Origin of the sequence: Streptomyces zaomyceticus (assembly GCF_014656215.1) — a bacterium.
GTDB classification, from domain to species: Bacteria; Actinomycetota; Actinomycetes; order Streptomycetales; family Streptomycetaceae; genus Streptomyces; species Streptomyces zaomyceticus.
This window is the reverse complement of sequence record NZ_BNBZ01000004.1, coordinates 330158-355011: the sequence shown is the minus strand read 5'-3', so window position 1 is coordinate 355011 and position 24854 is coordinate 330158. Positions and strand designations below refer to the sequence as shown.

Below are 24854 nucleotides of genomic sequence, written 5' to 3'. Positions count from 1 at the left end.
AACCTCAAGGTTGTGCGTCGGCGGGCTCAGGTCTCCGAGGTTACCGCCCCGGGGGCGGAGGGCCGGACACGCCAGGGTCCGGCCCCCCTGCGGGCTACGTGATCTTCACCGGATTGACGAGGTCGGCGGCGAGGACGAGCAGCGTGAAACAGACGAAGATTCCGGCCACGACGTACGCGGCGGGCATCAGCTTCGCCACGTCGAAGGGGCCCGGGTCGGGGCGCTTGAAGATCCGGGCCGTGTGACGGCGTACGGACTCCCACAGGGCACCCGCGATGTGACCGCCGTCGAGCGGCAGCAGCGGGAGCATGTTGAACAGGAACAGCGACACGTTGAACCCGACGAGCAGGTTCATGAACATCACGAGGATCGTCGACGGCGGGGCCTCGACGGTCATCAGTTCACCGGTGATGCGGGCGGCGCCGACGACGCCGACCGGCGAGTCGTCGGCGCGCTCGCCGTCGCCGAAGGTGGCGTCCCACAGGCCGGGGATCTTGCCGGGGAGGGCGATGACCGAGTGGACGCCGTTCTCCAGGAGGTCGCCCATGCGGTCGCTGGTCTCGACGAAGGTGAGGGGCGCGACCTCGGTCTTGGAGGCGAAGCCGAGGTAGCCGGCGTCGACGTACCGGACCGGCTGGACGACCTTGCCGTCCTCGTCCTTCGCCAGCACCTTGTTGGCGACCAGGGTGGGGTGCAGCTCGACGCGCTGCCCGGCCCGCTCGACGGTGACCGTCGCGGGGCCGATGGTGTCGCGGATGCGGTCGGAGAGGGTGTCCCAGTCGCCCACCGGCGCGCCGTTGAAGGCGACGATCCTGTCGCCGTCCTTCAGACCGGCCTTGAAGGCCGGGGAGACAGGGTCGTCCGCGGCGCACTTGTCGCGCTTCTCGTCCTGCTCGATCACGCACTTCTGGACGCCCGCGACCTGCGTCGTCTGGCCCTCGATGCCCAGTGTCATCATCGAGCCGAAGAACAGCGCCACCGCCAGGACCAGGTTCATGAACGGCCCGGCGAACATCACGATCACGCGCTTCCACGGCTTGCGCGTGTAGAAGAGCCGGGTCTCGTCGCCGGGCTTGAGCTCCTCGTACGAGGCCTCCCGGGCGTCCTCGATCATCGAGCGCCAGGGCGAGGTGGAACGGGCCTCGATCTTGCCGTCCTCGCCCGGCGGGAACATCCCGATCATGCGGATGTAGCCGCCGGCGGGGATGGCCTTGATGCCGTACTCGGTCTCGCCGCGCTTCTTCGACCAGATCGTGGGGCCGAAGCCGACCATGTACTGCGGCACGCGGATGCCGAAGAGCTTGGCCGTGGAGAGGTGGCCCAGCTCGTGCCAGGCGATGGAGACGAGGAGGCCGAAGGCGAACAGCACGAGGCCCAGGATGTACAGGAGCATTTCGGTCATGCGCGGGCCTCCGCTGTTGCCTTCGCTGCGAGCTCTCGGGCCCGGGCGCGCGCCCAGGTCTCCGCTTCGAGGACGTCCGGCGCGGTGAGGGAGGTTCCCGTACCGGGAACGCCGTGCTCCGCGACGACCGCTGTGACCGTATCCATGATTCCGTTGAACGGCAGCCGTCCGGCGAGAAACGCCTCGACGCACTCCTCGTTGGCCGCGTTGAAGACGGCGGGGGCCGTGCCGCCCAGCTCGCCGACGTGCCGGGCCAGGCCGACCGACGGGAACGCCTCGGTGTCGAGCGGGAAGAACTCCCAGGTGGAGGCCTTGGTCCAGTCGAAGGCGGGGGCCGCGTCCGGGACCCGCTCGGGCCAGCCGATGCCGATGGCGATCGGGCCGCCCATGTCGGGCGGGGTGGCCTGGGCGAGCGTCGAACCGTCCGTGAACTCGACCATCGAGTGGACGTACGACTGCGGGTGGACGACGACCTCGATGCGGTCGAAGGGGATGTCGTAGAGGAGGTGCGCCTCGATGACCTCCAGGCCCTTGTTGACCAGGGTGGCGCTGTTCACCGTGATCACCGGTCCCATCGCCCAGGTGGGATGGGCGAGCGCGTCCTCGCGGGTGACGTCGGCGAGCTGCGCGCGGGTACGGCCGCGGAAGGGGCCGCCCGAGGCGGTGACGACCAGCTTGCGGACATCGGCGCGGGTGCCCGCGGCGAGCGCCTGGAAGAGGGCCGCGTGCTCCGAGTCGACCGGGATGATCTGCCCCGGCTTCGCGAGCGCCTTCACCAGGGGGCCGCCGACGATCAGCGACTCCTTGTTGGCGAGGGCGAGGGTCCGGCCCGCTTCGAGGGCGGCCAGGGTCGGCGCGAGGCCGATGGAGCCGGTGATGCCGTTGAGGACGGTGTGGCACGGCGAGGCGGCCAGCTGGGTGGCCGCGCCGGGGCCGGCGAGGAGCTCGGGCAGCGGCTCGGAGCCGTACAGCGACTTCAGCGCGTCACGCAGCTCCGGCAGCACCTCCTCGCGGGCCACGGCGACCGCGGCGACCTTCAGCCGGTGCGCCTGCTCGGCGAGCAGCGCGACCCGGCCGCCCGAGGCGGCCAGGGCGGTGACCCGGAAGCGGTCGGGGTTGCGCAGCACCAGGTCGATGGCCTGGGTGCCGATGGACCCGGTCGAGCCGAGGACGACGATGTCCCGGCGTCCTTCGGAGACGTCGAAGGCGATATGGGGATCGGCGAGAGGAGAGGGGCGGTCGCTCATGCCCCCATTCTTGCCGCAAACGCCGCGCGGTCTTCACGGGGGCGGGCTTCAGGGGGTGCGGACGAACGTGTCGAAGACCCGGTGGAAGTCGGGGAAGGTCTTCTTCACACAGCCCGGGTCGTCGAACGTGATGCCGGGGGTGCGCAGACCGGTGACGGCGAAGGACATGACGATCCGGTGGTCGCCGTGGGTGGCGATCTCTGCGGGCCCGGTGGGCGTGCCCGGGTGGATCTCGATCCAGTCGGGGCCGGTACGGACGGTGATGCCGAGGCGGCGCAGGTTCTCGGCGCAGGCGTCGAGGCGGTCGCACTCCTTGACCCGGGTGTTGGCGACGTCCTCGATGCGGACCGGCCCGTCGGCGAAGGGCGCGATCGCGGCGAGGGTCGGCATCGTGTCCGAGATGTCCCGCATATTGACCGTGAGACCGCGCAAGGTGCCGGTGGAGCGGACGGTGGTGCCCGTGTCGGTGATCTCGACGTCGGCGCCCATGCGGCGCAGCACGTCGACGAAGCCGAGGTCGCCCTGGAGGGCGCCGGTGCCGAGACCGGGGACGGTCACCGAACGGCCCGGTTCGAGGGCGGCGGCCGCGAAGAAGTAGCTGGCGGTGGAGGCGTCGGGCTCGATGCCGTACGTACGGGCCCGGTAGCCGGTGGGGGCGACCCGGTAGGTGCGCCCCTCCTGGCGGATCTCGGCGCCGAAGCTCCGCATCATCGCCAGGGTGATCTCGACGTACGGCTCCGAGACGAGGTCGGTGACGGTGATGTCGAGGCCCTCGGCGGTGAGCGGGCCCAGCATGAGCAGGGCCGTCAGGTACTGGGAGGACTGCCCGGCGTCGAGGGTGAGCGCGCCGCCCTTCACCCCGTGCGCGTGGACGGCGAGGGGGTGGTGGCCCTCCCGCTCGCCGTGCCGCAGGTCGACGCCGAGGGTGCGCAGGGCCTCCGTCAGCGGGGCGAGGGGGCGCCGGCGCATCTGCGCGGAGGCGTCGAAGCGGTAGGTGCCGTGGCCCGCGGCGGCGAGGGTGGGCAGGAAGCGGGCGGTGGTGGCGCCGTCGCGGCAGTAGACCTCGGCGGTGTCCGCGCCGGGGCCCGCGGGGCGGCCCTCGATGTGCCAGGCGTCGGGCTCGCGGCGGACGGCGTATCCGAGGGCGGTGAGGCCCTCCGCGAAGCCCTCGGTGTCGTCGGAGGCGAGGGGCCTGAGGAGGGAGGTGGTGCCCTCGGCCGCCGCGGCGAGGAAGAGCGCGCGGGCGGTGACGGACTTGGAGCCGGGGATGTCGATGACGGTCACGGGTCCATGGTGCCGGGCTTCGGCGTCCGGGCGGCCGGCGTTCCGCATGGCGGAACGCCCCGTCCGCGCCCGGGGCGTCCGGGTCCACGCGTACGCCCGCGTCGGTCCGTCAGGGGACGCGGCGGTGGACGTTCTCCTCGGTCGAGGGACCGGGGGTGGCGTCCGCGATCCAGGGGCCGTCGTCGCCCGGGTCGACGATGCCCTGCTCCAGCCAGGTGTACCGGCCGGCGAGGACCCCGTCGACCACCCGCCGGTCGAGGTCGTCGGTGTTGGACCAGAGGCGTCCGAACAGTTCCTCGATCCGCAGCCGGGCCTGGTGGCAGAAGGCGTCCGCGAGCTGGTACGCCTCACGGCCGTGGTCGCCGGTGGTGCGGAGGAGTTCGGCCCTGACGCAGGCGGCGCTCATCGCGAAGAGCTCGGCGCCGATGTCGACGATCCGGCCGAGGAAGGCCTGCTTGAGCTCCATCCGGCCCTGCCAGCGGGACATCGCGTAGAAAGTGGAGCGGGCGAGCTTGCGGGAGGTCCGTTCGATGTAGCGCAGATGCACCGCCAGCTCGCCGAACTCGCCGTACGAACGCGGAAGTTGACCAGGACCCGTCACGAGTCCCGGCAGCCAGCGGGCGTAGAAGCCGCCGGCCCGTACGCCCGCCTTCGCCTTGTCGGAGAGCGACTTCCCGGGGTCGATGAGGTCCCCGGCGACCGAGAGGTGGGCGTCGACGGCCTCGCGGGCGATCAGCAGATGCATGATCTCGGTCGAGCCCTCGAAGATCCGGTTGATCCGGAGGTCGCGGAGGAGCTGCTCGGCGGGGACCGCGCGTTCGCCGCGGGCCGCGAGCGAGTCGGCGGTCTCGTAGCCCCGCCCGCCCCGGATCTGGACGAGTTCGTCGGCGATGAGCCAGGCCATCTCGGAGCCGTACAGCTTGGCGAGGGCGGCCTCGATGCGGATGTCGTTGCGGTCCTCGTCGGCCATCTGGGAAGCGAGGTCGACGACCGCCTCCAGCGCGAAGGCGGTGGCAGCGATGAAGGAGATCTTGGTGCCCACGGCCTCGTGCCGGCCGACCGGCCCGCCCCACTGCTCACGGACGCCCGCCCATTCACGGGCGATCCTCAGGCACCACTTCCCCGCGCCCGCGCACACCGCGGGGAGCGACAGACGGCCGGTGTTGAGGGTGGTGAGGGCGATCTTCAGGCCGGCGCCCTCGGGGCCGATCCGGTTCGCCGCGGGCACCCGCACGGAGTGGAGGCGGGTGACGCCGTTCTCCAGACCGCGCAGGCCCATGAAGGCGTTGCGGTGCTCGACGGTGATGCCGGGCGAGTCGGCCTCGACGACGAAGGCGGTGATGCCGCCCCGGTGGCCCTCGGCGGCACGCCCTTCGGAGACGGGGACGCGGGCCATGACGACGAGGAGGTCGGCGACGACGCCGTTGGTGGTCCAGAGCTTCACGCCGTCGAGGACGTACGAGTCCCCGTCCGGTACGGCGGTGGTGGCGAGGCGCGCCGGGTCGGAGCCCACGTCGGGCTCGGTGAGCAGGAACGCGGAGATGTCGGTACGGGCCAGCCGGGGCAGGAAGGCGTCCTTCTGCTCCTGGGTGCCGAAGATCTTCAGCGGCTGCGGTACGCCGATCGACTGGTGCGCGGAGAGCAGGGCGCCGACGGCGGGGCTGGCGGAGCCGACGAGGGCGAGGGCCCGGTTGTAGTACAGCTGGGTGAGGCCGAGACCGCCGTACTTGCGGTCGATCTTCATGCCGAGCGCGCCGAGCTCCTTGAGTCCGGTGAGCGTCTCGTCGGGGATGCGGGCCTCGCGTTCGATGCGGGCGCCGTCGATCCGGGTCTCGCAGAACTCGCGGAGGGCCGCGAGGAAGGCCTCGCCGCGCCGGGCGTCCTCCTCCGCGGGGAGCGGGTGGGGATGGATGAGGTCCAGCCGGAACCGGCCGAGGAAGAGCTCCTTGGCGAAGCTGGGCTTGTGCCAGTCACGCTCACGGGCGGCCTCGGCGGTCTGCCGGGCCTCGTGTGCGGTGACCTTGGGCCGCTGGGTGGGCGCGGACATGGACACCTCCTGGTCTCACTGTCCGTCGTACCCGATTTCGGGAGGTACGGACAGGCGGGAGACCCGTCAGCGGGACATGCGGAAGACCCGTCGGCGCGCCGGCTGTACCGCGAAAGGCGGCCCGAACCCCCGCACAGTGGGCGCTCCTCGACCCCGCTGACCTGCGGTCTTTCCCTGACCAGCACCGGAGCGGAGAAAGTCAGCCCCGTTCAGCCGGTCTTGGGCAATCTTAGGGGCCCATGACCTACCTCCGTGTTCCCACGGGAACATCCGAGGGAACGCGTATCTCCCGGGGATGCGAGCTGCCTGGGAAGGGCTCCTGACGGTCGACATGCCACTACCCCGGCGCCCAGTCACCTGGCCGTCGGGGCAGTGGCCCGTCCAGGACCGGGATCGGCCTGGTGGACGTCGTGCGGCAGGCAGCTCAGCCTCCGGGCCTCGGGTTCCAGAAGGGTTCCGTGGGGCGCCACGGCTCGGGACGCGGGGGCAGCTTGCTGAAGGACGGGAGCGGGACCCTCCCGGCTTGAGCCGTCGTGTGCTCGCCGGCCTCCTGGGCCGCGGCCGTGAGGCCTTCGGCTACACCAACCGGGACCCACTGGTGCCCGTCCCACTCCTGGAGGCCACGCGGGGCGTCCGGAGCCCGGTGAGCGCCCTGCCCGGCCTGATCTCCGAGCGGGACGTGCCGCCGCTCCCCTCGTACGGGACGGCGCTGCTCGCGGCGTTCCGCCCACTCCCCCAGGGGCTCGTCGTCCATGTTGCTGCTCCCTCCTCGCAGTTTCCCGGCCCAGTGTGCCGCCCCGGCGTCCCCGCTCACAGGGTTACCGTCCACCCTCCGCGAGACAGGGTGGTCCTGCCGTCCGGGGTGACGGTGACCCGCGCCCCGTACACCGGCAGCTCACCGTGCTCCAACCACCGCCAACGGATCCCGTCCAGCAGGTCGTACAGGCGGCGCGGGCCGCCCTGGTGCACGGTGGTGATCCGCTTATCCCGGGAGGTGTGTGCGCGGGCCCACGAGCCGTCGGCGTGAAGCATCCAGGCCATAGGGCCGCCGTCGTCCCCGACGCCGGTGCGGTGCTCGATACCGGGGGCCGTCAGCGACAGCATCGACCACACCTCCCAGGCCTGCATGACGTTCATGACGGGGAACGGCGACACGGTGACCGCCTCCCCGTCCCCTTCAAGAGCTCGGGCGAACACCTCGTCCAGCGCGGGCGGATAGTCGTCGCCGGACCGGGTGGCCATGAACGAGGCCCGGTCCCACTCCACGCGCCCCAGCGCCCCGGCCGTCGTCCGTCTTGTCCGCGGCGATGATGAGACCGGTGTTCGCGATCGTCGTCACGAGCCGGCCGCCGGCGTCGTCATCCCGGTCAACCTGCCGTCCAACCTGCCCGGCGGCGGCCCCACCCAGCTCCACGTCCCGCCCTGCCGCCACGGCGACCTCGTCCCGGTCCAGTTCGCCGGCGGGACCGTCCTCCTCCGCATCACCGTCGCGGGCGGCGCCCAGCCCCTCGGGCAGCGCAGGTCCGGCGTCGCTGGCTGCCTCGTCCCGCTCCTCGTCATCGGCGCGATCATCGGCGGCTCGTACCTCTTCAACAGCAACGACAAGGACGAGCCGAGCGACTCCCGCCCGACCATCCCGACCTTCTCGGTCTCGCCCTTCCCCAGCCTCGACCTCGGCCTCCCCAGCGATCCCGCCGCCACCCCCACCGAGGAGGAGCCCGACCCCTACGAGAAGGGCACCTGCCTCAACGGCACCCTCCCGGACTCGGAGACCGCCCAGTCCGTCAGCGGCGTCGAGGAGGTCTCCTGCTCGGCCTCGGACGCCCACTACAAGGTCATCCAGACCTTCCCCTTCACCTCCGACATGAACAAGTGCAACGCCAACCCCAAGACCCAGTACGCCTTCTCCGACCGCTACACCATGAACGGCACCACCATCAGCGAGTACGTCTACTGCCTGGTCGGCCTGGGCTCGTACGCGCGCGGCTGAGGCGAGGGCGTGGCCGAGGGAAGGCCGCGGGCCTCAGGCCCTCCGCGCGAGCCAGCCCTGCTGGACCGCGCGGACACCCGCCTCGAAGCGGCTCCGGGCGCCGAGCCGGTCCATGAGGTCGGTGGCGATGCGCCGGGCCGTGCGGGACGAGACTCCCAGACGCTTGGCTATGGCCTCGTCCGTGTGGCCCGAGGCGAGCAGTCGGAGCGTCGCGCCCTGCTGGGCGGTGAGTCCGTGCTCGTCGGGCACGGATCCGCTGCCGAGCGGCCGGGCCGCCGCCCAGATGGTCTCGAAGAGCGCGCAGAGGGCGGTGACGAGGCCGTCGCTCGTCAGGACCACGGCTCCGGCCGCCGTGTCCCGGGTCGTGAGCGGGATGACCGCGGTCCTGCGGTCGACCACGATCATCCGGGTGGGCAGCATCGGCACGGTGCGCACCTGGGCGCCCCGCGTGGTCAGCCAGTCCGCGTAGGCGAGCGTCGGTTCGTCGTTCCGCACGCTGTCGAGGTAGACGGTGCGCATGCGCACCCCCCGGTCGAGGAGTTCCTGGTCCAAGGGGCGGGACGCCTCCATGGCCTCGACGGTCTGGGCGCCGTCGGTGTTCAGACCGAGCAGTTCCTCCCGCACCTCGCGGGTGAGGGTGGCGAGGCGGTCGCGGATCCGGTCGAGCCCGATGAGCTGCTCGACGCCGGGTACCGATGCCGCGGGGGTGAGGGCCGCGTAGTCGGCGATCAGCCGGGCCGCCGCCTCGCGCGAGGCTTCCAGACGCTGCTGGCGTGCCGCGAGATCGGCCTGCTGGCGTGCCATCAGGACCTCCATGCCCAGGGCGGGCGGCACGGCTCTCAGCCCGCCCTGGGATTCGTACGACGCCCGGACGAGTGTCAGCTCGCTCAGCGTGTCCAAGGCGCGGCGCACCCGCTCCTCTTCCAGGTTCAGGCTCTGCGCGATGGCGTGCACACCGTGCTGCGGATGGGCCAGCATGACGCGGTACACGGCCTCCGCCGTCTCGTTCAGACCCAGTTCGACGAGCATCTCTGACATCCCCCCCGGAATTTGGCAATAGGACCTTTGGCCGGGCAATCATGGCAGGTGCATGCACGGGACAATCAGGCACGTGGGGAGAGCACGCGGCGCTGGACGGTTCCGGCCTTGTCCCGAACCGGCCCGAGAGCGGTACGCATGCCGTGGCCGGACCCTGGAAGTCTGAGGAGCATGTATCTGGTTCACGTCCGTATGCGGCGGCCCGCGGGCTTTCCGGTTCCCGGTGGGATCGGATCCTGGGTGGGTGACGCGGACCTCTCCGGCCACGTCGAGCACGTCACCGTCCACACCCCCGCGCACACCCGCGTCGTCCTGGGCGTCTACGTACTGGCCGACCGGCTGGGAGAGGCGGAGGAGGCGGCGCTGAGCGTCTGCCGACGCATGCTGGACGGGCGGCCCGAGCTGGCCGGGTGGGCCCTCGTCGAGGGATACGTGCCTCTTCTCGCCCCCGTCTACGACGCCTTCGCCGACGACGGTTCGGACCGGTTGGACTGATCCGTCCATGGCCCGTTCCGTCCACAGGAACGCCCTTCTCCTGGGTCTGAGCTGGGAGAAGACTGGGGCCGTCGCCGGGAAGGGCCGGTCGGCACACTGGATGTGGCATCACCGCGGGATGCGATCCGGAGACGTACCGCTCACTCAGGGACAAGGACCCCGCCATGCTGCGCACCCGTATCGCCGAGACCGTCGCCGTCGCTTTCGCCGCCGTCGCTTTCGCCGTCGTCGGCACCACCGCCCTCACCGCCGCTCCGGCCGAAGCCGGCGCGGCCGTCGCCGCGGCCCCGCTCGCGGACCCGACCCCTGCCGCGGGCACCGACAACATGACCTGGCAGTAGCCCCCGCGCTCTCTCGCGGCGGCCTCCCGCCTCCGCGCGCGAAATGGCGTCCCGGATCCGCCGGCGGGTATCCGGGGCGCTCCGATTTCCCTCGGACCCGAAGTTCCGCCGTGAACTCCGGCTGCCCGAACAGGAGATATCGAATGTCCAAGACTTCTCTTTGTCATACATGGGGTGTGGCGTGACTCGAAAATATGGATTCGGCCGACTGGGCGTGAGGGCTTTGCTGGCGGCCCTGGCCGGCGGCGCGGCGGCGGCCGTCTACACGGCGACGCCTCTCGGCGTGGACTCCGGAGGCGCGGCCCGGCCGGTGTCGGCGCCCGGCGCCGGGAGCCCCGACGCCATGATGGCCGCCGCGAGTGCGGCGACCGTGGGCATGGCCGAGATCGTGGTGTCCGACATCGACGGTGACAGGGCCGACGACGTGGTGGCCGTGGAACGGTCCACCGGCAAGCTGTGGATGTACGCGGGCGCCGGCCGGGTGGAGATCGGCACCGGCGGCTGGAACGCCATGCACGACCTGGCGGGCGGTGACTTCAACGGCGACACGAAGTCGGACCTGATCGCCGTGGAGCAGGCGACCGGAAAGCTCTGGCTCTACCCGAGCGTCGGCAAGGGGCTGACGGCCCGGGTCGAGATCGGCACCGGCGCCTGGAACGGCATGCACGACCTGGTGGCCGGTGAGTTCACCGGAGACGGCAAGGCCGACGTCGTCGCGGTCGAGGACTCCACCGGAAAGCTCTGGCTCTACCCAGGGAACGGCGCCGGTGCGATCGGCGGCGGCAGCACCCGGGTGGAGATCGGCAGCGGCGGCTGGAACGGCATGCACGACCTGGTCTCCGTCGACCTCGGTGACGACGGCAGGAGCGATGTCGTCGCGGCGGAGACCTCGACGTCCAAGCTCTGGTGGTACAAGGGCGCCGGCACCGGTCTCGGTGTCCGGGCCGAGATCGGCAGCGGCGGCTGGAACAGCATGCGCGACCTGGCCGGCGGGGACTTCGTCGGAAGCGCCGACGGTGACCTGGTGGGCGTGGAGACGGCCAGCGACAAGTTGTTCCTCTACCCCGGCAGGACGGCGGGCCTGGAGGCGCGGAAGCAGATCGGCACCGCCGACTGGTGACCCGTGCGGTGACGCTCCGCGTCACGGGCCGCGCGACGACGCGCGGGCATGGAATGTCCGTCATGTTTCGAATGACTTGATCGAGTTGCTTTGGGGTGGGGATGAGTGTGAGAGGGAGACGGGCCGCAGGCGCTGCGCCCGGCAAGGGAAGACGCCACGTCATGGCGGGCGTCGCCGCGGTCATGGTCCTGTCGGCCGTACCGGCACTGGGCAGTGGCGCGTCGGTGGCGTCGGCCGCCGTGCCGACGGCGGCGGACGCGGCGCAACCGACGGAGGCGCAGCAGGCCCTGGCGGACGCCAAGGAGTCGGGCGTCCGGGTCGAGGTGGCCGGTGACCGGACCGAGCACACGACCGTCTACGCGAACCCGGACGGCTACAGCTTCACGCTGGAGGAGTCCGCCGTTCCCGTCCGCGCGGCCAAGCCCGGCGGCGGGTGGCAGACCCCCGACGCGACCCTGGAACGGCGCGCCGACGGATCGATCGCGCCGAAGGCGGCGGCCGTGGCGATGGAGTTCTCCGGCGGCGGGACCGGTGATCCGCTGGTCAGGATCGAGAAGGAAGGCCGGTCGCTCGCCCTCAGCTGGCCGGAGCGGCTCCCCGTGCCCGAGCTCGACGGCTCGAACGCGATCTACCGGGAGGTCATGGAGGGCGTCGACCTTCGGGTGATCGCTTCGAGCGAAGGCTTCCGCCACCTCCTGGTCGTGAAGACGCCCGAGGCCGCGGCCAATCCGAAGCTCCAGCAGATCGACTACTCCCTGAAGGCCGAAGGCCTGAAGATCGTCAAGGGGCAGGCCGGCAACCTCGCCGCGGTGGACGCGGACGGCAACCGGGTCTTCCGGGCGCCGCCGGCCCAGATGTGGGACTCGGCAGGTACCGCCGACCCCACCCAGAGCCCCGACCCCACGCAGAGCCCCGAGGCCCCGGTGAGCGGCGTCGCGACCATGCTCGGATCCGAGTCGGAGCCGTCGTCGCCGCCGGAGCCCGCCTCCGGTGACGCCTCCGGTGACGACGCCGGTGAGCCGTCGGCCGGCGACACGGTGACGGCGATGGACGTCGAGGTCACCTCCGACGCGCTGACCGTCGTACCGGACGCGGACATGCTCCGCGGGACGGAAGCGGAGCACTTCCCCCTGTACATCGACCCCACGGTGACCTGGGGAGGGGCGGAGCGGACCCTGCTGCGCTCGGACGGCTACGAGTCGTACGGCTGGGGCAACGGCGACCAGGACCGGGGCCAGGGCGTCGGCAAGTGCGGCGAATGGAACGGCTACTACTGCGGCCCCGGCTACGTCCAGCGGCTGTACTTCGAGTTCTCGCCCGAGAAGCTCAAGGGCAAGCAGGTCCTGGACGCGACCTTCCGCGTCACGGAGCCGTGGGCCTTCCAGTGCGACCCCCGCTGGGTGGATCTGGTCCGGACGAACAACATCTCCTCCTCCACCAGCTGGTCCACCCGGCCGAAGGAAATCGACTGGATGGTCGACCGGCACATCTCGGCGGGCCGGGGCTCCCTCTGCGACCCCGACTCACCGACCGCACCCATCGAGTTCCACGACAACCCCGAGGAGCCCAACGAGAACCTGACCCCGACGGTCAAGGCTTTCGCGGCGGGCAGCATCTCCCGGCTCACCCTGCAGCTGAGGGCGCAGGACGAGACGGACGCGACGGCCTGGAAGCGGTTCCGCAACGACGCCGTTCTCGCGGTGGACTTCGTCGGTCTCCCCGACAAGCCGACCGGCGTGGGCCTGAAGACGGGCACCGGCACGGTCTGCAACCGGTCGGAGGCCGACCCGGCGGTGGTGTCCGACCCGTATCCGACGCTCAACGCGGTCGCACAGACGAAGGCCGGCGGTGAGCAGGAGGCCCAGCTGCGGATCTACTTCGACCTGGACCACAAGAACGCCGACGGGACCTGGAGCGACACCCCGGCCGGAAACGGCTCCGTGGCACCCTCGACCACCTACATCGGGGACGGGAAGCTCGCCGCGCTCAAGTGGTCCGCGCTCAGCGACGGAAAGCTGTACCGGTACCAGGCGTGGACGCACTCCTTCTACAACGGGGGGTCGAGCTACCTGGCCGGCGGCACGTCGGGCTTCTGCTACTTCAAGGTCGACTCCTCGGCTCCCAAGGCACCGCAGGTCCTGCTGCGCGCCCCGTACTCCGAGTGCCTGGCCGATGACGACCCCAACGCCGATCCCGATGCGCCCTGCAAGGATTCCGGCGGCCCCGGAGTGAGGGCCAACTTCCTCTTCGCGCCCGCGGCCGTCGACGACAACGTCACGAACTTCCAGTACCGGCTCAGCCAGACGTCCACCTGGACCTCCACGTGCCAGCCGGGTGTCCCCTGCCTCTTCACGGCCAGCTACCGGCCCATGAAGTCGGGCGAGTACACGATCTACGTCCGGGCCGTGGACAGCCTCGGCAGGCCGGGCGCGCAGAGCACGCTCGCCTTCAAGGTGGCGCGCGGCGAGGACCCGGTCGCCCGCTGGCACTTCGACGAGGCCAGCGGCGTGGCGGTCGACACCGCGTTCGGCGGTGGCGGGATACGCCAGGACGCGACCCTGGCCGGCGGCGCCGTGCGGGACGGCCGTGGACGCCTCGGGCTGGTCACGCACGACGCGCAGGGAGCGCCGCTGGCGACCCCGGTGAACGACAAGGGCCTGCTGCTGAACGGCACGGGGGCCTACGCGGCGACCAGCACGCCCGTGCTGAACACGGGGCTGCCGTACACCGTCGCGGCGTGGGTCCGGCTGGACGCCAAGACGCAGGACGGCGCCGTCCTCGCCCAGGACGGCACGAAGTCCAGTCCGTTCCTGCTCTGGTACGCGAAGGAATGGGACCGCTGGGCGTTCGGCGTCAAGGAGGACGACGCCTCCACGGTGACGCACGCCAACGTGACCAGCCAGACCGCTCCCCTCGTGGGGGCGTGGACGCACCTCGCGGGCAGCTACGACCCGGAGACGAAGGAGATCCGCTTCTACGTCAACGGCAAGCTGCAGGGCGCGAAGACGGTTTCCGGCTCCTGGTCCGCCACCGGTCCCTTCAACATCGGACGCAACCTCTGGGCCGGCACTCGTACCGCACCCTTCAAGGGTTCCATCGACGAGGTGTCCGCCTGGCAGCGCGCGCTGATCGACGAGGAGGTCACGGTGCAAGCGAAGGCCCTGATCTCCCAGGGTTACGCGGGCGCCGAGCTGGTGGCGAACTGGTCCGCCGACACGGCTTCCGGGACCACGGTCCCTGACACCACCTCGGGCTACGGCGGGCCGCTCACCCTGTCCGGCGGTGCGACGCTCCAGGACGGCCACATCGTCCTCGACGGCGTCGACGGCGCGGCGACGGCCGCGGGCCCTCTCCTGGACGACACGGCTTCCTTCACCGTCACCACGCAGGTGGAGCTGGACGAGGACAAGCTGGCGACCAAGGACGTCAGCCCGGAGAACCCCTATGTCGGCCAGGTGCTGGGCCAGCGCACGGAGGACGGCTCGGCGTGGGGCTTCTGGTTCGAGATGGTCGGCAAGGACACCGTGTACGACGGGGACTTCAACCCTGTCGACGTCGTGGTGGTCGGCAAGTGGCACTTCGGGCGGCTGAACGCCGACGGCACGTTCTCCTCGGTCGTCTCGACCGAGGAGGCGAAGCTCAACGGGCTGGTCCGTCTGACCGGTGTCCACGACGCGCAGTCGGGCACGATCAGCCTCTACCTGGGCCACAACGAGAACGGCGAGACGCTGTTTACGGCCAAGCTCGGTTCGGGTGACTTCGCCGTCGGCAAGGGCTTCACCTCGGGCGAGTGGAAGCACTACCTGCCCGCGAGGATCGCGGAAGTCAGGGTATGGGCCGGGGCCATGGCCGGCTCCGACCAGATCAGCACCACCGTGGGGGACTGACCCGGTCCGCTCGTGCGGGCAGCGGCACTGCCGCTGCCCGCACCGCGGTCGTGTACGGCCGCGGTGAAACACATAGGCAATCCGCGCAAAGCAATCCGCGCAAGGCGATCCGCTTTGAGGACGACAGGGACGGAGCAGATGAGAGTTGACGCAGTCATGACAAGATGGGCTGGTAGGGGGAGACGCGGACGCGCCCTCGTCCACGCGCTGGCACTGGCGATGGTGATGCCGGTGGGACTGATGCCGGTGGCACAGGCCGCGGACGGCAAGGGGGGCCTGGGACGGCCCGAGTTGCCCGACCAGCGGGCGAGCAAGGTCCGAGCGGTCGACGGCCTGGGGGCGGAGAAGGCCCGGGCGAAGGTGGCCGCCGACCGGCAGATCAACGCCGCGCAGGCCGGACGGGCCCTGGCGGAACAGGCGGGCGCCTGGCCACGGCCCGGCGAGGCGACCCTGCCGCTCTCCGGCGGCAGGGCGGGCACGGCGGCACCGGGCGGTGTCCCGGTGACCGTCGAACCGAAGACGGCGAAGGCGACCGGCACTCCCGCCGACACGGCCCGGATCACGGTCCTGGACCAGAAGGCGGCCGCCGAGGCCGGCGTCACCGGTGTCCTGCTGACCGTGGAGGCGGACGCCGCCGGACCGGCCGGCATCAGTGTGGACTACTCCGGCTTCGCCTCGAAGGTGGGCGGCGGCTGGGCGCAGCGCCTGCGGATGGTGCAGCTCCCCGCCTGTGCGCTGACGACTCCGGAGAAGGCGGAGTGCCGTGCCCAGAAGCCGCTCAAGTCGACGAACGACGTGCACGAGCAGTCCGTCTCGGCCCAGGTGGCGCTGACCGCGAGCGAGGACGGTGTCTCGGCGCAGCTGGGCTCCGAAGCCTCCGGCACCACGGTCCTGGCCGTGACGGCGGCCGCGGGCGGGGGAGGCCAGTCGCCCTCGGGTACGGGCAACTACTCCGCAACCGCGCTGGCGGAGTCGTCCTCCTGGCAGGCCGGCACCAGCTCCGGCTCGTTCACCTGGTCGTACGGTTTCTCGCTGCCGCCGGCGGCGGCCGGTCCGTCGCCGACGATGTCGCTGTCGTACGACTCGGGAAGCATCGACGGCCGTACGGCCACGACGAACAACCAGGGCACCTCGGTCGGCGAGGGCTTCTCGATGACCGAGTCCTACATCGAGCGCAGCTACGGCCCCTGTGATGACGACGGCCACGCGGACGTGTTCGATCTGTGCTGGAAGTACGACAACGCCCGGGTGGTGCTCAACGGCAAGTCCTCGCGGCTGGTAAAGGACACCGCCACGGGCGAGTGGCGCCTGAAGGGGGACGACGCCTCGAAGGTCGTCCGTTCCCTCGGTGCCGACAACGGCGACGACGACGGCGAGTACTGGAGCGTCACCACCGGCGAGGGCACGCGGTACGTCTTCGGCCTGGACAAGCTCGACGGCGCCACCACCGAGCGGACCAACTCGGCCTGGACCGTGCCGGTCTTCGGCGACGACTCCGGAGAGCCCGGTTACGCGGGCGGCGGCGCGTTCGCGGACCGGTCGCTGCGGCAGGCGTGGCGCTGGAACCTCGACTACGTCGAGGACGTCCACGGCAACGCCTCCACCTACTGGTACGCCAAGGAGGACAACTTCTACAAGAAGAACGACGCCACCACCGCCGACGCCTCCTACACCCGCGGCGGCTACCTCAAGGAGATCAAGTACGGCCTGCGTAAGGGCGCGCTGTTCACCGACGACGCCGACGCCAAGGTGACCTTCGGATACGCCGAGCGGTGCACCGCGTCGGACTGCGGCGCGCTGACGAAGGAGACGGCCGACAACTGGCCCGACATCCCCTTCGACTCGATCTGCGCCAGCGGGGACGACGAGTGCCTGGCGACGTCGCCGGCGTTCTTCTCCCGCAAGCGCCTCACCGCGGTGAACACCTACTCCTGGGCCGTCGCGACCGGCACCTACGAGCCGGTGGACTCCTGGGCGCTGACCCAGCAGTACCTGGACGGCGGTGACATCGGCGACACCAGCGACCAGGTCCTGACGCTGCAGTCGATCAAGCGGACGGGCAAGGCGGGCACCACCGCCATCGGAATGAACCCGATCTCGTTCACGTACCAGATGCGGCCCAACCGGGTCGACGCGACGGACGACATCCTCCCGCTGACCCGCCCCCGCGTCTCCACCGTCACGTCGGAGACCGGGGCGATCACCACGGTCGCGCTCTCGTCACCCGAGTGCGTCCGCAGCGAGGTGCTGGGCGTGGCGGAGGACACCAACACCCGCAGCTGCTATCCGCAGTACTGGAACGTCAACGGCTCCTCGGAGGCGTCGGTCGACTGGTTCCACAAGTACCGCGTGCTCGCCGTCTCCGTCTCCGACCCGTCCGGGCACAACGAGGCCGTCGAGAACGCCTACGAGTACACGGGCGCGGCCTGGCACCACAGCGACGAGCCGCTCACCCCGAAGGACGAGCGGACCTGGTCCGACTGGCGCGGCTACCGCCAGGTCACCGTCTACACCGGCGCCCTGCAGCGGACCCGCTCCAAGACGGTCTCGCTCTACATGCAGGGGATGGACGGGGACAAGAAGAAGGACGGCACGACCAAGTCGGTGACGGTCGCGCCGCTGGCCCAGCCCGACGTCGGACTCACCGCCCTCACCGACAGCGACCAGTACTCCGGTCAGCTCCGCCAGAAGGTCGTCTACAACGGCGCCCAGCCGATTTCGGTCAGCGCGTCCCAGCCGTGGTCCAAGGAGACCGCCCGCCAGACCGGGGTCCCGGACGCGGCCGACCACGTCGCCCGGTACGTCCGCACCCGGCAGAACAGCACGTACACGTATCTGACGGCCTCGGACACCTGGCGCCGCCGGGACGTCCAGAGCACCTTCGACGCGTACGGCATGCCGGTCACCGAGGAGGACTCCGGCCTGTACGGCACCTCCGGCGACGAGACCTGCAAGCTCACCTGGTACGCCCGCAACGAGGCCACCGGACTGACCCGCCCCGTCTCGCGCACCCGGATCGTGGGCAGGCCGTGCTCCGTCGCCGACGCCGACCTCGACCTGCCGGTGGACTCCACACGTCGCGGTGACGTGCTCTCCGACACGGCGGTCGCCTACGACGGCGCCACCACCTGGTCGGCGACGACGAAGCCGACCAGGGGCCTGGCGACCTGGACCGGCCGCGCGCAGGGCTACGGCACCGCGGGGGCGCCCAGCTGGCAGAAGGTGGCCTCCACCACCTACGACGAGCTCGGCCGCCCGCTGAGCGTGGCCGACATCGAGGGCAGGACCACCGGCACGGCCTACACCCCCGCCGCCGCCGGCCCGCTGACCAAGACCATCGTCACCGACGCCAAGGGCCACAAGTCAGCCAGCTTCATCGATCCGCGACGCGGGCAGCCGCAGCAGACCATCGACGCGAACATGAAGAAGACGGAGCTGGCCCACGACGCCCTCGGGCGGCTCACCGACGTGTGGCTGCCCAACCGGAACAGGGCCGCCGGTTACAGCCCCAACAGCACGTACGCCTACTCGCTCAGCAACACCGAGCAGCCCTGGGTGTCGACCGCCACGCTGAAGAAGGACGGCACCACCTACAACACCACCTACGCGATCTACGACTCCCTGCTGCGTCCGCTGCAGACCCAGTCGCCGACCCCCCACGGAGGCCGGCTGCTGACCGACACTCGCTACGACACCCGCGGCATGGCGTACCAGACCCACGCCGACATCTTCGACACCACGGCCACCCCGACCGGCACGTACGCCCGCGCCGAGTACGGCGAGGCCCCCACCCAGACGGAAACCGTCTTCGACGGCGCGGGCCGGGCGACCACCAGCTCGCTGTACGTGTTCGGCGTCAAGAAGTGGTCCACGTCCACCAGCTACACCGGTGACTCCACCGCCACTTCCGCGCTCCAGGGGGGTTCGGCCACCCGGACCGTCACCGACGTCCGCGGCCGGACGACCGAGACCCGCGCGTACGCGGGAACCGACCCGGCCGACACGAGCTACGGTGCGACCACCGGCCCCTCGTACACGTCAACCGCGTTCACCTACACCCTGGACGGCAAGCAGACGTCGATCACCGGCCCGGACGGTACGACCTGGTTCTACGGGTTCGACCTGTTCGGCCGGCAGACGACCTCCGACGACCCGGACAAGGGCGAGTCCCTCACCGCGTACAACGCCCTCGACCAGGCCGTCAAGGCCACCGACTCGCGCGGCCAGTCCGTCCTGACCGACTACGACGAGCTCGGCCGGCCGGTGGCCACCTGGTCCGGTTCGAAGACCGACGCCAACCAGCTCACCGCCTACACCTACGACACCCTGCTCAAGGGCCTGCCCACGTCCTCGACCCGCTACGTCGGCGGCAGGACGGGCCAGGCGTACACCACGAGCGTCACCGCCTACGACACCCTCTCCCGGCCCGTCGGAAGCAGGCTCCAGCTGCCCGCCAACGACCCGTTCGTCCAGGCCGGCGCACCCGCCGCAGTGGACTACACCAGCGCCTACAACATCGACGGGACCCTGCAGAACACCAAGGAACCGGCTCTGGGCGGCCTGCAGGCCGAGGTCGTCGGCTACGGCTACGACACCCTGGGCAACCTCGCCTCGATCAACGGCGCCACCGGCTACCTGCTGGGCGTCGACTACTCCGCCCTAGGCCAGCGGCAGCAGCTGATCATGGGCACGGCCGACTCCGAGGAACACAAGAAGCTGTACGTCACCCAGACCTTCGAGGAAGGAACCGGACGCCTGACCCGCAGCCACGTCACGGACCAGACCCACCCGTACATGCTGCAGGACCTCACCTACACCTTCGACCAGGACGGCAACGTCACCGCGATCGCCGACCCCACCACCCTCGGCGGCACCTCGGCGGCCGAGACCCAGTGCTTCACCTACGACGGCCACCGCCGTCTCACCGAAGCCTGGACCCCCGCCTCCCGCGACTGCTCCGCCCCGCGCAGCGCCACGGCCCTGTCCGGTCCGGGCCCGTACTGGACCGGCTACACCTACAACCAGGCCGGCCAGCGCGCGACCGAGACGGTCCACAAGACCACCGGCGACACCACCACCAAGTACTGCTACACGAGCGCCCAGCCCCACGCCCTCACCGGCACCAGCACCGCGGCCAACTGCACCACCCCCACCCGCGCCTACACCTACGACACCGCCGGGAACACCACCAAGCGCCCGGGCAGGACCGGCACCCAGGACCTCACCTGGTCCCCGGAGGGCAAGGTCGGCAAGCTCACCGAGTCCGGCAAGAGCACGGACTACCTGTACGGAGCCGACGGAAACCTCCTGATCCACGCCACCCAGGGCGGCGAACGGATCCTCTACGCCGGCGCCACCGAACTGCACCTCAGGGCCAACGGCACCACCTGGGCGCAGCGCTACTACGCCTCCGGCGGTATCACCGCGGCCGTCCGCTCCAACCAGAGCGGCACCCAGAAGCTCACCTACCTGGCCGGCGACCGCCACGGCACCCAGAGCCTGGCCGTCTCCGCCGACGCCACCCAGGCGATCAGCAAGCGCTACACGAGCCCCTTCGGCGCCGAACGCGGCACCCCCACCGGCACCGCCTGGCCCGACGACAAGGGATTCCTCGGCAAGACCGACGACAAGACCACCGGACTCACCCACATCGGCGCCCGCCAGTACGATCCGGCCCTCGGCCAGTTCATCAGCGTCGACCCGCTGCTCTCCCCCGACCAGCACCAGTCGCTGAACGGCTACAGCTACGCCAACCAGCACCCGGCGACGGCGTCCGACCCCTCGGGCCTCAAGGAGATCATCACCGAACGCGGAGGCGCCGCCGACAGCCAGTACCTCAGCGACAACGACGCGACCCTGAGCGGCGGCCCGGGAAACTGGACCTACCAGCAGGGCGACGAACCGCCCATCACCTTCAGCGACTCCGGTTCCTCGGGCTCCTCGGGAACGGGCGGCGGCTACGCCCTCCAGGGCGTGACGGGAGCCACGTACAACCCCCTGACGGGAACCCTGGTGCCGCCGCTCGGATATTTCGGAGATTTCCAGAGCTTCATCAGGCACCTGAACAGCATAGAAACCTACGGAATCATCGATGAAGGACTCCCGAACAATGACTGGGAATCCTCCAGGGCGCTGTTCTTCGGATGGCTCTGGGGCGGCGGTTACCCCCTGAAGCCCCAGGAGACCTTCCGGGGCGGGGACAAGTTCACGGCGACCCTCGCGAGTGACGCGACGTTCGCGAAGTGGCGGTCCATCCTCGTCGGCCAGGCGGTCAAGGACGGTATGGATTCCCCCAACGCCAAGATGCCGGCAGAATTCTCGTACGAGGACAAGGGGCCCGAGCCCGGCAGTCCGTGGTGGCGCCTGAATTCGCTGCGAGGGGCCGCCCTGGATCTCTCGGGAACCCTGAGCAACGGAGCGGTCGGCACGCGGAATTCGGCAGACGCCTTCCTCGGCACCTATTCTGCGACGGGCCGGATCGTCTCGGTCGACCGGGACAAGGGAACGGTGCAGCTCCAGTTCACCGCGACAAACACGTCGGACTGGAGATCCGCCACCCATCTCGTACCCAGGTCGTGGAACCCGCTCTTCGAGAAGACTTTCGGAGCGGCTACCACGCAGAATTTCTCCTGGCGAGAGAATCTCCCGCTGAACAGCTGCATGTGCGTGATGAAGTAGTCTAGGGAATACCTGTGGGCGGCCTCGTGGCCGCCCACAGGTCTGGGGAGGAGTTCACACGGCCATGTCGGTCAACACATTTGGAAGAGCGTTTCGGATCTCTGCACTGGTGATAGCCGTCGGGTTCTTCTCGGCAGCCTGCTCCGGTGAGGAGGAACTGTCCCGCGTCACCGCTGGATCGGTGTCCGGAACGTGGACGGGCGGGAACGGCGGGACCATGACCCTGCAGGCCGACCACCGCTTCAGCACCTCGGGCATCGACTGGGGCACCGCGTCCGCCGGGAGCGGATGCCCCCGGGGCGAGGGGGACGGCATCTGGGCGTTCTGGGGATCCGACCCGGACAGCCCGGAGACGTCATCGGCCCTGGAGAAATACACCGAGGGCGATACGGTCAACCTTTCATTCAACGGGGTCGAGCAGGGAAGCTGCCTGATCAACCTCAACGTCATCGAGGGGGGAAGCACCCTCTGCGTCTCGGATGACATCGAGGTGCCGTGCTCCCTGGACCTCAGGTTCACGAAGGCGGGTGCGGACGCGGGTCGCAAGAACCCGTGAGACGTGCGGCGTCCGGCCCTCGGAGGTGGGGAACGGACGCCGCACCTCCGCCGGCGCGCCCATGACCGTCGAACAGCAGGAGGGGCCGGGCAGTTGCCCGGCCCCTCCTGTTCGGTGGTCCGATCACGTCGCGCACGGTCCTCGCCGGACGGATCCCCCCTGGTTCCGCCGGGCGTTCCCCCGTACCGTGCGCTTCCCCCGTCGAACGGACCCCCTCAGGAGATCCGCCTCGCCCTCACCCCGCAGTAGGACGCCACCAGTGTCGTCATCCCGGTCACCCTGCCCTCCGGCCTGCCCGGCGGCGGCCGCACCGAGCTCCACGTCCCGCCCTGCCGCCACGGGGACCTGGTCCCGGTCCGGTTCGCCGGCGGAACGGTCCTCCTCCGCATCACCGTCGCAACCGCGCCCGGCCCGTCCAAGAAGGACGAGAGCCACGACGACAGCGACGACGACGCCCCAAGCGCACCCCCCGGCAGCGGACCCCCCCAACGACCCAAGGAGCTCGACGAGGCGCGGCCCGTCAGTGAGGACATCGCGCTCGCTGAGACCGCGTCCCCCGAGCCGTCCTCCAGCACATCCCCCGGGCCAGCGACCGAGCGGCCCGCCGAGGTGGACAACCTCCCCGGGCCGACCCCCGCAGCCACGCACGGATCCGGCAGCGGCCCGCCGAACGCGAGCCCCACCACCCCCAGCACGCCGCCAGCTACACCCTGCCCGACTCCGCGGCCTCCCAACCGCCGGACGATGCCGAAGGACTCTGCCTCGGCCTGCCGCCCCTGCTGGACCTCTGCCTCCTCGGCAGCCGGTAGCCGTGCGCCGGGACGTGGCGACCGCCGACATACCCACCCCAGCGCACACACGAAGGGGGCCCCGCAACCAGGGCCCCCTTCGCCACGTCCACCGTCAGACGGCCATCACCAGGCCACCGCTCGCGTACGGATGGGGACTCGGCGACCCCAGCGCCTCCGATAGAACGAGCGCGTACGCCTCGCGGACAGCCTCCTCGTCCCTCCCCCAGGCCCGAGCCACGACGCGAACCCCCGGCTTCTCCACGGTGTGCTGCGCGGGCTCCTCGGTGTAGTGCTCTTCGAAGTCCCACCGCCAGGAACCACGAGCTTTGTCCGCGCCCGGGCCAGCGACGACCTCGGAACCCTCCTCCACGAGGAAGACCGGCCCGACTTCCCACACCCACGCGCGACGCGGCATCTGGTCACGGACGACCTCCAGCGCATCGCGGCCGGCCGAGGACGTCGCAACCCAGGCCGCGGCAGACATCGAGGCGATGTCCACGGAACCGCCGTGCTCGCGAGCCCAGCGCTCGGCAGTGGCTTCGGCGTCAGTGAGTTCCCAGAACGCCACCTGATGCTCCGCAAGGTTGACGACGTGGACCGCCCGCCTACCCTCACGGCCCCCGTCCGCCTCCGGTGCCCCGCCATCCGACGAGGGCGCATAGCCCATGACCCGTTCCAGCGTCGCCAGGGCGGCCTTGAACGCGGAGTCGAGGAGATGCCCGTACCTGTCGGACGTGGTCTTGATCGACTCGTGCCCCAACCGGCGCTGCACGTACGTGAGGCTGTGCCCGTCCGACAACAGAGCGGCGACGTGTGAGTGCCGCAGGTCATGGAAGGTCGGGAACTTCCATTCCGGCACCAGCCCGCGCGCCTTGGCCTTCTTGACCGCCCGGTGCCAGCGGTCCGAGAAAGCTCCAGCCTTGAACTGCGTTCCGGTCCCCGAATGGAAGACCAGCGCGTCCTTCTCCAACTGGCCGAGACCGAAGTCCTGGAGTTCCTGCCAGAGTCCGGCCGTAATCTCGATCGTGCGGCGACCGGCCCGGGTCTTCGGCGGGCCCAGGTAGAAGTCGCTGGCGGTCCTCCGCTTCCAGGCACGGGCCACACGGACTTCATGCCGCCCAGGCTGCGGGGACCGAATGTGACGGGCGGCGAGGGCGGTGAGCTCGCCGAAACGCATCCCCGTGCCGTACGCGGTGCGCACGAGCATCCGGTCCATGGGGCGAGCGATGCACTCGACGATGCCGGCGACCTCGTCAGGCGTCAGGAACTCCGCCTGGTCGTCACCACCGTCGTCCTCGAGGCCGTGGTCGTCCTCCTTCGGGAGCCGCGTGAGGTGGCAGGGGTTGCGGTCCCTCAGCGGCGGCTCGGACTTGACCGCTTCCTCCAGGATCGACGAGAGCAGCCCGTGCAGACCACGGACCGTCTCCGGCGACATGATCTTGCCTTCTTACTCTTGCCCCGGAAGACCGTCGTCTTCCGCATCACGTTGAGCCAGCTGCTGACAGTGTCCTTACTGAAGTGCTCGGCCGACCGTACGTCGCAGTTTCCGAAGGTCGGAAACAGGTACATCTCAAGCGCCCGGATCTTCTGGATCTTGTAGTAGTCGCCGGCCGTGCGGTTCTCGATAGACCGCCGGGCGTAGGGCTCAAAGCGGTACTGGAGATCGTCCGAGGTGGCCGGGTCGATGTACCCCTTGCCCTTGACCCAGCCCAGAGGCCAGTTGTTCCCGGACTCCTCGACTGCGGCCTTGAAGACCTTCGCCGCGTCCTCGTCGTCGAAGCGCTCGATCTGCCAGCCGGCACCGCCGGGGTCTCGCCACTTCACCTGGTGGCTGGTGATCTCCCCGGCCTTGTTTGTGCGCGGAACTACGCTCGCCATGTACGGAGAGTATCCCTTCGTGTTCCCACGACCTCGCGGGAAGCAAGCTGGATTCGACTGTCTCCGCAGGTCAACCCAGGTAAACGAGAAGACGGCCCGA

The 24854-nt window shown here is 70.4% G+C and carries 16 protein-coding genes; 7 read left to right on the top strand and 9 right to left on the bottom strand.

Going from position 1 to position 24854, the window contains the following annotated elements; translation table 11 throughout:
• Nucleotides 1–94 precede the first annotated feature (94 nt).
• The 6 genes from IE311_RS08690 to IE311_RS08665 form a co-directional block, all read right to left on the bottom strand.
• Nucleotides 95–1402: a M50 family metallopeptidase gene (locus IE311_RS08690; RefSeq protein ID WP_189830980.1), complete on the bottom strand. Its 1308-nt coding sequence runs from the start codon at nucleotides 1400–1402 to the stop codon at nucleotides 95–97.
• Complete coding sequence (gene dxr, locus IE311_RS08685; RefSeq protein ID WP_189830979.1) at nucleotides 1399–2649, bottom strand: 1-deoxy-D-xylulose-5-phosphate reductoisomerase; 1251 nt, start codon at nucleotides 2647–2649, stop codon at nucleotides 1399–1401. The genes IE311_RS08690 and dxr overlap by 4 nt, the downstream gene beginning before the upstream one ends.
• Nucleotides 2650–2697: 48 nt before the next feature.
• Nucleotides 2698–3933, bottom strand: a complete 1236-nt coding sequence (aroA, locus tag IE311_RS08680) for a 3-phosphoshikimate 1-carboxyvinyltransferase (RefSeq protein ID WP_189830978.1) — start codon at nucleotides 3931–3933, stop codon at nucleotides 2698–2700.
• A 109-nt stretch (nucleotides 3934–4042) separates the two neighbouring features.
• On the bottom strand, nucleotides 4043–5980 hold the full coding sequence (locus tag IE311_RS08675) for an acyl-CoA dehydrogenase family protein (protein ID WP_189830977.1): 1938 nt from the start codon (nucleotides 5978–5980) through the stop codon (nucleotides 4043–4045).
• A gap of 424 nt (nucleotides 5981–6404) precedes the next feature.
• On the bottom strand, nucleotides 6405–6734 hold the full coding sequence (locus IE311_RS08670; protein ID WP_189830976.1) for a DUF6087 family protein: 330 nt from the start codon (nucleotides 6732–6734) through the stop codon (nucleotides 6405–6407).
• A gap of 56 nt (nucleotides 6735–6790) precedes the next feature.
• Nucleotides 6791–7222, bottom strand: a complete 432-nt coding sequence (locus IE311_RS08665; protein WP_189830975.1) for an amino acid kinase family protein — start codon at nucleotides 7220–7222, stop codon at nucleotides 6791–6793.
• Between IE311_RS08665 and IE311_RS08660 the strand changes: the two genes are divergently transcribed.
• The gene (locus IE311_RS08660) at nucleotides 7221–7970 is read left to right on the top strand and encodes an LppU/SCO3897 family protein (RefSeq protein WP_229901790.1); all 750 of its coding nucleotides are present in this window, start codon (nucleotides 7221–7223) and stop codon (nucleotides 7968–7970) included. The genes IE311_RS08665 and IE311_RS08660 overlap by 2 nt on opposite strands.
• 33 nt (nucleotides 7971–8003) lie before the next feature.
• On the opposite strand, the gene IE311_RS08655 is transcribed toward IE311_RS08660, so the two are convergent.
• Nucleotides 8004–8999: a LuxR C-terminal-related transcriptional regulator gene (locus IE311_RS08655; RefSeq protein WP_189830974.1), complete on the bottom strand. Its 996-nt coding sequence runs from the start codon at nucleotides 8997–8999 to the stop codon at nucleotides 8004–8006.
• 249 nt (nucleotides 9000–9248) lie between these two features.
• Between IE311_RS08655 and IE311_RS08650 the strand changes: the two genes are divergently transcribed.
• From IE311_RS08650 to IE311_RS08625, 6 genes are all read left to right on the top strand, one after another.
• Nucleotides 9249–9503, top strand: coding sequence for a hypothetical protein (locus IE311_RS08650; protein WP_189830973.1), 255 nt, complete (start codon nucleotides 9249–9251; stop codon nucleotides 9501–9503).
• A gap of 164 nt (nucleotides 9504–9667) precedes the next feature.
• Nucleotides 9668–9844: a hypothetical protein gene (locus IE311_RS08645; RefSeq protein WP_189830972.1), complete on the top strand. Its 177-nt coding sequence runs from the start codon at nucleotides 9668–9670 to the stop codon at nucleotides 9842–9844.
• A 214-nt stretch (nucleotides 9845–10058) separates the two neighbouring features.
• Complete coding sequence (locus IE311_RS08640) at nucleotides 10059–10964, top strand: FG-GAP repeat domain-containing protein (RefSeq protein ID WP_189830971.1); 906 nt, start codon at nucleotides 10059–10061, stop codon at nucleotides 10962–10964.
• A 161-nt stretch (nucleotides 10965–11125) separates the two neighbouring features.
• Complete coding sequence (locus IE311_RS08635) at nucleotides 11126–14851, top strand: laminin G domain-containing protein (protein WP_189830970.1); 3726 nt, start codon at nucleotides 11126–11128, stop codon at nucleotides 14849–14851.
• A gap of 156 nt (nucleotides 14852–15007) precedes the next feature.
• Nucleotides 15008–21529: an RHS repeat-associated core domain-containing protein gene (locus IE311_RS08630; RefSeq protein WP_229901789.1), complete on the top strand. Its 6522-nt coding sequence runs from the start codon at nucleotides 15008–15010 to the stop codon at nucleotides 21527–21529.
• Between the two features lie 64 nt (nucleotides 21530–21593).
• Nucleotides 21594–22085, top strand: a complete 492-nt coding sequence (locus IE311_RS08625; RefSeq protein WP_189830969.1) for a hypothetical protein — start codon at nucleotides 21594–21596, stop codon at nucleotides 22083–22085.
• 903 nt (nucleotides 22086–22988) lie between these two features.
• On the opposite strand, the gene IE311_RS08620 is transcribed toward IE311_RS08625, so the two are convergent.
• Both IE311_RS08620 and IE311_RS08615 read right to left on the bottom strand, forming a co-directional pair.
• Nucleotides 22989–24311, bottom strand: coding sequence for a site-specific integrase (locus IE311_RS08620; RefSeq protein ID WP_189830968.1), 1323 nt, complete (start codon nucleotides 24309–24311; stop codon nucleotides 22989–22991).
• The gene (locus tag IE311_RS08615; protein WP_189830967.1) at nucleotides 24230–24754 is read right to left on the bottom strand and encodes a hypothetical protein; all 525 of its coding nucleotides are present in this window, start codon (nucleotides 24752–24754) and stop codon (nucleotides 24230–24232) included. Before IE311_RS08615 ends, IE311_RS08620 begins: the two co-directional genes overlap by 82 nt.
• Nucleotides 24755–24854: the final 100 nt, after the last annotated feature.

Coding starts and splice junctions, on each gene's coding strand:
- IE311_RS08635 (WP_189830970.1), top strand. CDS start 11,126: ATGGCGGGCGTCGCCGCGGTCATGGTCCTGTCGGCCGTACCGGCACTG.
- IE311_RS08615 (WP_189830967.1), bottom strand. CDS start 24,754: ATGGCGAGCGTAGTTCCGCGCACAAACAAGGCCGGGGAGATCACCAGC.
- IE311_RS08655 (WP_189830974.1), bottom strand. CDS start 8,999: ATGCTCGTCGAACTGGGTCTGAACGAGACGGCGGAGGCCGTGTACCGC.
- IE311_RS08625 (WP_189830969.1), top strand. CDS start 21,594: ATGTCGGTCAACACATTTGGAAGAGCGTTTCGGATCTCTGCACTGGTG.
- IE311_RS08665 (WP_189830975.1), bottom strand. CDS start 7,222: ATGGCCACCCGGTCCGGCGACGACTATCCGCCCGCGCTGGACGAGGTG.
- IE311_RS08675 (WP_189830977.1), bottom strand. CDS start 5,980: ATGTCCGCGCCCACCCAGCGGCCCAAGGTCACCGCACACGAGGCCCGG.
- IE311_RS08620 (WP_189830968.1), bottom strand. CDS start 24,311: ATGTCGCCGGAGACGGTCCGTGGTCTGCACGGGCTGCTCTCGTCGATC.
- IE311_RS08660 (WP_229901790.1), top strand. CDS start 7,221: ATGAACGAGGCCCGGTCCCACTCCACGCGCCCCAGCGCCCCGGCCGTC.
- IE311_RS08645 (WP_189830972.1), top strand. CDS start 9,668: ATGCTGCGCACCCGTATCGCCGAGACCGTCGCCGTCGCTTTCGCCGCC.
- IE311_RS08630 (WP_229901789.1), top strand. CDS start 15,008: ATGACAAGATGGGCTGGTAGGGGGAGACGCGGACGCGCCCTCGTCCAC.
- dxr (WP_189830979.1), bottom strand. CDS start 2,649: ATGAGCGACCGCCCCTCTCCTCTCGCCGATCCCCATATCGCCTTCGAC.
- IE311_RS08670 (WP_189830976.1), bottom strand. CDS start 6,734: ATGGACGACGAGCCCCTGGGGGAGTGGGCGGAACGCCGCGAGCAGCGC.
- IE311_RS08690 (WP_189830980.1), bottom strand. CDS start 1,402: ATGACCGAAATGCTCCTGTACATCCTGGGCCTCGTGCTGTTCGCCTTC.